Annotated in this window: 9 protein-coding genes; 7 read left to right on the forward strand and 2 right to left on the reverse strand. The window is 43.5% G+C overall.

All coding sequences use genetic code 11. The features are described 5' to 3' along the window. Positions 1-162 precede the first annotated feature (162 nt). The 6 genes from C7460_RS16275 (at position 163) to C7460_RS16295 (ending at position 7060) form a co-directional block, all read left to right on the forward strand. Positions 163-3339 (forward strand): carbohydrate binding domain-containing protein, encoded by a 3177-nt coding sequence (locus C7460_RS16275; protein WP_115869188.1) that lies wholly within the window; start codon positions 163-165, stop codon positions 3337-3339. A gap of 202 nt (positions 3340-3541) precedes the next feature. Then, a complete protein-coding gene (locus C7460_RS16280; RefSeq protein ID WP_115869189.1) occupies positions 3542-4405 on the forward strand; it encodes a family 16 glycosylhydrolase in 864 nt (287 codons plus the stop codon). A 24-nt stretch (positions 4406-4429) separates the two neighbouring features. Continuing rightward, a complete protein-coding gene (locus C7460_RS24415; RefSeq protein ID WP_262511858.1) occupies positions 4430-4555 on the forward strand; it encodes a hypothetical protein in 126 nt (41 codons plus the stop codon). Between the two features lie 27 nt (positions 4556-4582). Further along, entirely contained in the window at positions 4583-5821 is a 1239-nt protein-coding gene (locus C7460_RS16285; RefSeq protein WP_115869190.1) for a DUF6786 family protein, read from the forward strand. A 110-nt stretch (positions 5822-5931) separates the two neighbouring features. Beyond that, on the forward strand, positions 5932-6363 hold the full coding sequence (locus tag C7460_RS16290) for a UPF0158 family protein (RefSeq protein WP_115869191.1): 432 nt from the start codon (positions 5932-5934) through the stop codon (positions 6361-6363). Continuing rightward, entirely contained in the window at positions 6356-7060 is a 705-nt protein-coding gene (locus tag C7460_RS16295; RefSeq protein ID WP_221409551.1) for a matrixin family metalloprotease, read from the forward strand. Before C7460_RS16290 ends, C7460_RS16295 begins: the two co-directional genes overlap by 8 nt. Before the next feature lie 68 nt (positions 7061-7128). Here C7460_RS16295 and C7460_RS16300 read toward each other — a convergent pair whose 3' ends face one another. Further along, positions 7129-7704 (reverse strand): YIP1 family protein, encoded by a 576-nt coding sequence (locus C7460_RS16300; RefSeq protein WP_115869193.1) that lies wholly within the window; start codon positions 7702-7704, stop codon positions 7129-7131. A 197-nt stretch (positions 7705-7901) separates the two neighbouring features. Then, positions 7902-9185 carry a restriction endonuclease gene (locus tag C7460_RS16305; protein WP_115869194.1) on the reverse strand — a complete coding sequence of 428 codons (1284 nt, stop codon included), beginning with the start codon at positions 9183-9185 and terminating at the stop codon, positions 7902-7904. A 104-nt stretch (positions 9186-9289) separates the two neighbouring features. Between C7460_RS16305 and C7460_RS16310 the strand changes: the two genes are divergently transcribed. Next, a complete protein-coding gene (locus C7460_RS16310; protein ID WP_115869195.1) occupies positions 9290-9685 on the forward strand; it encodes a hypothetical protein in 396 nt (131 codons plus the stop codon). Positions 9686-9815 lie beyond the last annotated feature (130 nt).

A 9815-nucleotide genomic window follows, 5' to 3' on the forward strand; every position in this document is an offset into this window, starting at 1 on the left:
CCAATTACAATTATGCTGTAATGGCTACCTGAATCCGTTCCGAGTTGTTGTAAAAACAACGATAAGCACAAAATTATACCCCGTAAATTTCTTAGAAATCCCCCCTCTTCTGGCTCAAGAATACTCAATACCTTAAGGATCCTAAACCAAAACTAAAAAGTGATGAGCCAAACTACCCAACACAAATTTTTAAAAGTATTATTTCTATTAATCATTACCACAATATGGCTACCTGCCATTGGTCAGGTACCTATTGACATAGATCTAAACACAAAAAAATACATAGGTGGTGTTTCGGATCTATCTCGTGCCAAATATTTCAACATGCATCATACTTATATTAGCTGGGAGCTAAACGAAAATGGTTATGATGCAGAACTGCTAGATAATCTTGGCGCAAATTATGGACGTGGTTTCAACGGCCCCGGTAGTGGCAACCCTAACACTTCTGGTGGAAAAATAACCGCATTCCCTACTGCCTCAGAAGGAACAACCATTGGTACTAATAAACTTAACGGATGGGATGACAACCCTACCTTTTACACCAGAAGGACCAACGAGATTGTGGTCACCGACCACCCTAAATTGGGATTTCTCTACAATGGTGACTTCAATGCAGGTGCAACATATAATTCCAATTATTTGCAAGCCGCCTTTTCCGGTAGTATTCCAAAATACTACGAGATGCTTAATGAGCCGTTCGTACATGTATCGGACTTTGCTCCCTGGAATGACCGTCAGCTAGTCATCAATCAGATGTCTGACATGTGGAAAACTGTAGCGGACAAAATTCATCAGGACATCCCTGGCATGCAGGTGGGTGGTTACGCCTCAGCATGGCCAGAAATGGAAGACAGTAATTTCAACCACTGGGCCGAGCGCATGCAAACCTTTATGGACCGAGCCGGCAGCTCTATGGACTTTTTCTCTACCCACTTTTACGATGGGAAGAATGTAACTGGTACTGATCAAAACCGATCTGGCAGCAACTCTGAGGCTATCATGGATCTGATAGAATCCTATAGTTATAAAAAATGGGGTGTAGTAAAACCTCACCTCATCTCCGAATACGGTAAAACCGTAAAAGAATGGACAAAAGATGCCAATGGCAACAAAGATCCTAAACCCTACTCTGAATCCAGAGATGGTGAAATTCTAAAAGCAGTCAATGCATTTTTGTTTCAGTTTCTGGAGCGTCCGGACAGAATTTTAAAATCCATTCCTTTCATAACGGCAAAGTCTACCTTTTTTTATCAAAGCGACAACCCCAATGAATACCCCTATCCCTGGGTAGTGCTACGAAAAGATGGGAACGGCGGCTATACCTGGACACACCTTAAAAAATTCTTTGAACTATGGAAAGACGTTTCTGGTGAAAGAACCAAAATCAACAGTGGCGATCCCGACCTGGTTGCACATGCTTTTTTGAATGGCACCAAGGCCTATGTGGCTGTGTACAACATGGAAACGGCGAGCAAAACGATCAATTTAAATTTCTTAAACAATTCTGCCGCAAACATCAATGATGTCACCTTACGTCGGTTGTTCACAGATGCAAGTGGAATTCCAAATCTCACCACCACTACTCAGGCACTGCCAGGAAGCCTCACACTGGCTGGAGGAGAAACCGTGGTAATGGTGTGCAATTTAAGCTCAGCAATCACTCCTTCAGGAACCATCAATGAATCTAACTATTATGCGACCAACGTATTAGAGCCAATTTCTGCCAATACTACCATTACCTACACTATCAATGGAGTGAGTACAGGAACCGGCAATGCTACCTTACGACTAGGTCTTGGGCGTGATCATGGCTTATCACTCAGTCCAGAAGTGAAAGTAAACGGTACCACAGTAACTGTACCTACTGACTGGATGGGATACAATCAATGGAACCGTAATCAGTTTTTTGGTGTCATTGAAATACCATTCGACGCAAATTTATTGCAGAGCAACAATACTATTACCGTTAAATTTACAGATGGAGGTGGACATGTAAGCTCCGTGATTCTCAATACTGAACTGGATGCCTCATCTGTAAATGATTTGGTTAGTCTTGAAAATGCAGATACTATACTTAGCAGCCAAACCTCATACAGCGTAGACCTGGTGTACACTGCTAATGGCTCTAAAGAACTCGTATTGGAATTTTGGGATGGCACCACATGGCTAGACAGTGACGTGCAGACGGTATCTTCCGGATCCGGTACGCAAACATTAACGGTCAACCTGGCTACGGCTCCTGCACCTGGTTCTAACTATGTCTGGAAGGCTCAAATTCGCCCAGTAGGATCCACATGGCAAGACGCTACGGATACCGATCAAATCAACAACGTAACGGTACAAAACCTGGTAGATGCTGTAAGTCTGGAAAATGCAGCTACCAGCATGCCAAGTCAAACCACATACAGTGTAGACATGGTCTATACTGCCAATGGCAGCAAAGAACTCGTATTGGAATTTTGGGATGGCACCACCTGGCTGGACAGTGACGTGCAGACGGTATCTTCCGGATCCGGCACGCAAACATTAACGGTCAACCTGGCTACGGCTCCAGCACCTGGATCTAACTACATCTGGAAGGCTCAAATTCGCCCAGTAGGATCCACATGGCAAGACGCTACTGATACCGATCAAATCAACAACGTAACTGTTACAGCATCAAACCTTGTAAACAACCCAGGCTTTGAAACTGGAGACCTCACCAACTGGGACACGTCATGGGGTACCGTAACTGTGGTTACTAACCCTAAGCAGGGAACATACGGCGTAAAAATAACTGGAGCAGGTTCGGCAAGTCAAGTAATAACTGGGCTGCAATCAAACACCACGTATGACTTAAGTGCTTACGCCAAAATAGCAAGTGGTAGCTCAGAAGTACGATTAGGTGTGAAAGACCATGGAAATCCAGATCAAAGCACAAGCATCACAAGCACCACCTACACCCAGGGCTCGCTTTCGTTTACAACAGGTGCGAGTAGTACATCGGCCAAAATCTATCTCTATGTACCTACCACTGGTGATATAGCATATGGAGATGAGTTTGACTTAAAAGTTGCCAGTGGCTCGAGAAACATTCAAACCTCTCCGAACCTCGAAGCAATTAAAATATTCCCGAATCCAAACTATGGCAAGGTGAACATTAGTTTACCGGAAGGATGGACTACTGGAAAGGTACAGGTCATCAACATCAATGGACAAACCGTACTGGAACAGCAATTCGATAAAAATCAATCAGGAGTATTGACGTTCGAACTCCCAGGCAATTCCAGGAGCTTGTACCTACTTCGTATTTCTGATAGCAACAATTCCTACCAAAAGAAACTACTCATACGCTAGGAAGTATAAAATAAAAGGAGCAACCCTATCGCATTTATCAATTCAACCAGTTTTTTAAATGCAAGGGGTTGCTCTTTCTTCTTTACACACGCTCAAACTCCATCTACTAAATCAGTATGCGCCTATTGCTTGATCAAAGCTTTGCTCCTGTAGGAAATGCACTCAGCACTATGTTTGTTGTCAGCAAAATTACATCAATCGCATGCGTACTATTTGTTACTTCTTTTTATCTATAAGTCTACTTTCAGTCAAAGCTCAGGACCTGACCATCCCCCAAAAGAACTATGCCGACTCAGTAGATTTTAAGGATGCCCCCAAACGTAAAAACCACAAATTCCCACTTTCGGACCAACGCAATACGGGTAAGTGGAAGCTCCGCAAGGACCTCTCGGATGAATTTGACAGCAAAACCCTCAACACCCGGCGCTGGCACCCCAACAATCCCGGCTGGAAAGGTCGTAAACCCACCTATTTCCATGGCAGCAATGTGAGCTTACAGGATGGCGAACTACAAATACGTGTAAACCAACACGAAAAAGATATTTTGCCGGAGGGCTACACCCACAGCACGGGGTTTATCAAGAGTAAGGAAACCGTTTTGTACGGATACTTTGAAGTAGAAGCTAAGCTGATGAATGCGCCCTGGGTGAGTGGATTTTGGATGTGTAAAGTAGGCAAAGAGTGGTGGACGGAAATAGACATCTGCGAAAACGCCCCCGGACTGGCGTACAACCGCCACGACCTCAATTCCAACATTCATGTATTCAGAGCTCCGGAGGATAAAGGCAATGTGAAAGAACACTTTTCGCGAAACAAGAAATACTACGTACCCTTTGAGTTGCAAGCCGACTACCATGTATGGGGACTGGAGTGGAATGAAGATGTAATCCGGTTTTACCTGGATGGCGTGCTCTTTCGCGAAGCTGAAAACACCCATTGGCATCAGCCGCTAGAGATCAACCTCAACTGTGAATCCAACAAGTGGTTTGGAGCCCTGCCAGATGACAACAGGCTGGATGGAGTGTACAAGGTAAAATACTTTCGTGCCTGGTCACAAAGCGAATAAACCTCCTAACTAACGAGCAAAACCATGACTATCAAAACTGCTTTTCTACACCGAACCCTTACGTTGGTGACTCTGATAGACAACCTCCTGTTGGTTTTTAAAGCTGAATGGGTAGTAGAAAAGATCGCCAATGTAAACCGATTAGAGTAATTGACGGTTAAACGCCCCTAGAACCCTATGAAGTACCCAAACACCGGATGGAAACGACTACTGCGAAAAGCCGGCAGCATGTGCGTCATACAGACGTTTGGCATAGTAGCAGCCACGTGCATTTTGAGCGCATGGTCTCAGGATACGGCGGCACAGACTTCCCTTCAGGACAAAAACCTGATCCAGCATCACACGCCGCTTGTAGAGCTTTCCGTGCCAGGATCTGCTGCCACTATAGCTGTGGCACCGGCGTTCCAGGGCAAAGTAATGATCGCCAACTCCGACTACCCATCGGGCAGCACCATTGGCTGGATCAACAGGGAGGCGCTGAAATCGTATCCCTGTACAGGAGGAGAAGTTGGCGGACTCGAACGCATATGGCTAGGACCACTGGGTAGTCAGTTTTCGCTGTACTACCAGCAGATTTTTCCTCTAGACGAAGACAACTGGAGCGTACCCCCACCACTAGCCACAGGTTCTTTTAAAACGATAAACCGCAGCAGATCCAGTATAGCAATGTGTATGAACATGGAGCTGACCAACTATATAGGCACCAATTTCCAAGTGTCGCTCCAACGAAAAATCACCCTACTGAACAAACGTACCGTTACTAAAAACCTGGCTGTCAGCCTGGAAAACACCGTCGACTTAGTGGCTTACACTACCGAACATGTGCTTACCAATACCGGATGGGCACCCTGGAAAAAAACCACAGGACTACTCGGGCTATGGAGTGCCAACATGCTGGAGGGAACACCTCACACCACAGTGATCATTCCTCTGAAAGACGCCACAACACGTGACGCCATTTACACCTATTTTGGCCCGCTGGACAGCACCCGACTGCTACTGCAAAACAACCTGCTGTACTTCAAAGCAGATGGCAACTACCGAAGTAAGATTGGCATACCTCCACTGCTGGCTCCGGATCGCTTTGCCAGCTATAGCCCGGAGCACAACCTACTTACTGTAGTCACCTATCAAAAAACTACCGATACGCTCTATTTTAACTCAAACGTTTCCATCCAGAAAGAACCCTATCATGGTGAGGTCATCCCTATTTATAACAATGGCACGATGGACTATCTACCTTCAGCAACACCTACTTTTTATGAGCTGGAGTCTACCTCAGCTATGCGCCCGCTATATCCTGGCGACTCCCTATCCCACCAACAAACGACTTATCACTTCAAAGGCACACCATCTGAACTAAACCATATTTTCCGACAGGTATTCAACACGGATCTGGTAAAAATTCCTTTCTAATGTGACCTGTCAGCACAGGTTACACTTCCGGTATTTCGACTTAGCACGCCTTCCACATGCACTATTTTTGGTAACTTTTACTTTTCAAAACAGACTACCAGCATAAAGGAATGGCAACACGAAAAAAACCTACCGAACAGGACATCAAAGAAATAGCCGAAGGACTGGAATGCGGAATGGTTTGCTACTACCACACCTCCACTGGTGAAATACTGGAGCTGCCGAACCCGGACGACATTTACTTTGAATCCGAAGGCTGGGAAGATTTGATGGATAGAGTCGAGCAGGAGCAAGAGCAGCTCATCCAGTTCGAGCCCATGAATAGTCGGGAGGGATATTTGATGATGGAGCGCTTTGCTGAAAATCTTGACGATGAGGATGTTAAGAACAAGCTGCTTCAAGCACTCAACAGAAAAGGCCCTTTTCGGCATTTCAAAGGCACCATAGACCATTCCCCCTACCGGGAAGATTGGTTTGCATACAAAAGTCAGGCATATAGAGACTGGGTCAAAGCACAGCTGAGCGACTATGCTGATGAATAAGCGCTTGCATATGGCATGGATTCTGGCCGTGCTGGTCATGGCAGGTTGCAACAAACAGCTGCCCATCATCAATGAGTCGGACACTTATGCCATCTGCAATGACCTACTGGTGGCCTGTTCGGGTCACCAGCCGGGATCCTATTGCCTTTTTGGTTACAAGTGGGGGCCCGAAGCTTCAAGCATTGTACCCGGACTCGAATCCACTGGTCCACAAGTAGCTGGTGGCACACTGACTTATTCCTTTCAGGAGAAAAATGGCACCCTCAGCACCCATCGGCAAGTAGATATCCCTTCCGAATCGTGGGATGAAATCCTGGACTGTGCCCAGGAAAACATTCGGGAAGCCTTTACCGAATGGTCTAGTGAGACCAATGTCTCTTTTCAGGAACTGAGCATCAACAGTAAGGCCGACATCAAAATCTACGTAGCAGCCACGGTGCAGTCCGCAGTGGCTTTCCCCAACTATGAGGAAGCCCCATGTGATGCACTCAGTGGTGTGATGGTGTTTGATGCCAACTCTCGTGAAAAATCATGTAGCGCATTTTACATCAATGCCCTACACGAAATTGGACATGTATTGGGCTTAGGCCATGTTAACACCGGCCAGGTGATGGCTTCCGACCGATCGAAATTTTCATATAAAGGCTTGCAGCCAGGAGATATCGCCGGAGCCCGGCAGCTCTATGGTGAGAAGTAACCGGCACTTCCTTTTTGCCCATATACCGCACTTCAGCTATCTTAACCATTTTCCTGTTAGCTTTTCGTCTAGCTCCCAAGTGATAGTCTGATTATTACATAAGGCAAATAAGCCATCAGTATGTTTAGCAGAGCCATTCCGTAACTAAATTTTTGAGCAACCGAGACACCAATTACCAGGAGTCTAAATCCAACAATCCATAAAACATATTGAAAACCCGCATTGATATTCGCTAGCGTCGGTTCAGCTCTAATCAGCAGTAGGAAAAGCTGATAAGTAAGCATTAAACAAAATGGAATTCCGGCCAACGAGTGGACATTGGCTAATTCTGATGTTGATGCTTCACCTTTCCAAATTTTTCCGATTAAGTTCATTAACCAAGGGTTCAGAATGCCAAGAATAAGATATGTTGCCCCGACTCCAACCAACGATGTTAGGACGTAAGTAAGGAGTTTGTACTGTGGTTCGGGGTTAACATCAAATAGCAGGTAAATTTCAGGTCCCATGTTGAGTCCGAAGGAGATTCCATAGATTATAAATGGAAGTCCATAGGTAGATTGACTGAAACGTTCGTAAAAAAAAGATTCAAAAGTTGACCTGGGCTTGGTCCAGATGGTTAGGTATGGATTAGGTTTTGAAGGCATTTATGAAATATAACGGTTACTGTATGTTTTCGTGGCTGAATTCAAGGTAGTGAAATTTCGGTTTACCACGGAGTCAATCTGCAAGATTGACTTGCTAAATTTATCCTCCAATGCTAGTCAATCTTGCAGATTGACGGGGTTTCTGCTAAGAACCAAAGCCTCGAACACCACTAACCAGCCATGAAATATACAGAGTGTTAGCTACTTTTTTTAGTTTCTACAAATTCAATAATTTCAATTTCTTCCTTTTCATCCTCTTTTGAATCTACCCAAGCGGTTTTAGTACTGTTTTCATACTCTGGTTCAATCTGAAAGGTTATAGTTCCCTCTCGGTTATAATCTCTTGCCAGTAACTCCCACCTAATAGATACTTCTTTACTGCCTATTTTGGGGATGAAATAGGATTTAAATTGTCTGCTATCCTTTTGAATTAGTGGTTTGTCGTCAAGTGGTGAATATAAAATCATGTTATCTTCGTCATATGCGAATGTGGTTCTGTATTTCGACAACTTTTCGTACATGAAAATATCATTTGTAAAGTCGTCATCTATCTTTCGTACGTTTTCATCAAAGTATAGATAGAACTTCCAATCTTCAAGAACTGTACTTCCAGAATTATGAATCAAGGTTTCAAAACTGCACCAACTATGATTGATTTTATTTGATCCTCCAAAAATTCCAATTGGTTCTACTTGACTTAAAAATGCATGGTGCGGGAAAATGGATTTTTCTATTTGATTATCAATAGGTTTCTTAATTCTATATTTAGTAGTGATTTTTTCAAACTTTGGTTTAACAATTAACTCATTATCTACTCCAAAAAAATCTATTTGAGTATCAAACTGATCTTTGAATTGAATGTTGTCTACGTACCAATTATAAGTATTCCGATTTTCATCAATAAAATCTGCTATGTCTTCCCAAGAGTAAAGTAGAATTTCAAAACCGCCATTCTCTCTATTCTCAATATCTTTTATTCGGATATATTCTTCAATTTTGGAGTCTTTAACCGCAGTAGTACAAAAAATAAATGTTTCTAGCTCAGGTTTAAAACTCTTGGCATTTTCTATCTCTTTGTCAATCTCTTTTTTTGTGAGTTTGGACTTTTTGTAATTGTCTTTTCCCTTACATTGAATTCCCCAATATTTGCTTTGCCCTTCTGGAATTGCATATACATCAACCCCTGCTTGAGGTTGACCCAAGCGACCATTCTTTTTGATTTTAAGAGAACAATTCCATAGTTCGCCAAATAACTTTTTACAAAGTGATTCAAAGTCCTGCCAGTTTTCTGGTTGTCTTATGGATTTTTTCATTCTTGTTGTAGCTAACATCCAAATAGTAGTGCATTTATGCACTATATCCGCATTGTACCCTTCGAAGATAATGGTTTTTAAGCAATTGCAAGCACCGATACTGCTTAACCAAAGCAAGACTAAATCCTTGCTGAAAGACGGCAAACCATAGATGTGATGGCGGGTCATACCGAGCCTGTCGAAGTATGGGCCTGTCGAAGCATAAGACACGCCCTATTGCCTGTATAAACCAGGTCCCATCCTGAAATAGCTTGACACTAATTCGTCAAGTTATGAAGACAACAGAAAAATTAGACATTGAAAAAAAGTACAAAAGTAAGCGCCTATATCGTGCCGCATTTAAACATTTGATCTTAGAAGATTTAGTAACGGGCTTGGAGTCTATGAGCTTTATCGGCAGGAAACATGGACTGAGCCATCAAACTGTCCATAATTTTAGACAGGAAGCCTTGGAACAACTGGGATATTTTCGCATTTTAAATCAAATGAAAGGCAGTAATACAAATAAGAAAGATACTTCAGCTGTAGAGAAGGAAAACGAAGAGTTGAAGAAAGCATTAGAGCTAGCCATGCTGAAGGTGTCTGCTCTGGAAACGCTCGTGGATGTAGCCGAAGACCAGTTTAACATCCAGATCAGAAAAAAGCTTGGGGCCAAGCAGTCCAAATAATGCGATTGATATATCCAGACAAGGGGCTAGCAACTCTTTGTCGACTGTTTGGCAAAAGCCGCCAAGGGTGGTATCACTGGCATCAGACCAAGACATCTCACATCTTACTAGAATCCATCGTGGTGAAGCT

It is taken from the genome of Marinoscillum furvescens DSM 4134, assembly GCF_003386095.1.
Taxonomy (GTDB): domain Bacteria; phylum Bacteroidota; class Bacteroidia; order Cytophagales; family Cyclobacteriaceae; genus Marinoscillum; species Marinoscillum furvescens.

Excerpts from the sequence above, each read along its gene's own strand:
- C7460_RS16310 (WP_115869195.1), top strand. The coding sequence starts at position 9,290 with ATGAAGACAACAGAAAAATTAGACATTGAAAAAAAGTACAAAAGTAAG.
- C7460_RS16295 (WP_221409551.1), top strand. The coding sequence starts at position 6,356 with ATGAATAAGCGCTTGCATATGGCATGGATTCTGGCCGTGCTGGTCATG.
- C7460_RS24415 (WP_262511858.1), top strand. The coding sequence starts at position 4,430 with ATGACTATCAAAACTGCTTTTCTACACCGAACCCTTACGTTGGTGACT.
- C7460_RS16275 (WP_115869188.1), top strand. The coding sequence starts at position 163 with ATGAGCCAAACTACCCAACACAAATTTTTAAAAGTATTATTTCTATTA.
- C7460_RS16280 (WP_115869189.1), top strand. The coding sequence starts at position 3,542 with ATGCGTACTATTTGTTACTTCTTTTTATCTATAAGTCTACTTTCAGTC.
- C7460_RS16285 (WP_115869190.1), top strand. The coding sequence starts at position 4,583 with ATGAAGTACCCAAACACCGGATGGAAACGACTACTGCGAAAAGCCGGC.
- C7460_RS16300 (WP_115869193.1), bottom strand. The coding sequence starts at position 7,704 with ATGCCTTCAAAACCTAATCCATACCTAACCATCTGGACCAAGCCCAGG.
- C7460_RS16290 (WP_115869191.1), top strand. The coding sequence starts at position 5,932 with ATGGCAACACGAAAAAAACCTACCGAACAGGACATCAAAGAAATAGCC.
- C7460_RS16305 (WP_115869194.1), bottom strand. The coding sequence starts at position 9,185 with ATGACCCGCCATCACATCTATGGTTTGCCGTCTTTCAGCAAGGATTTA.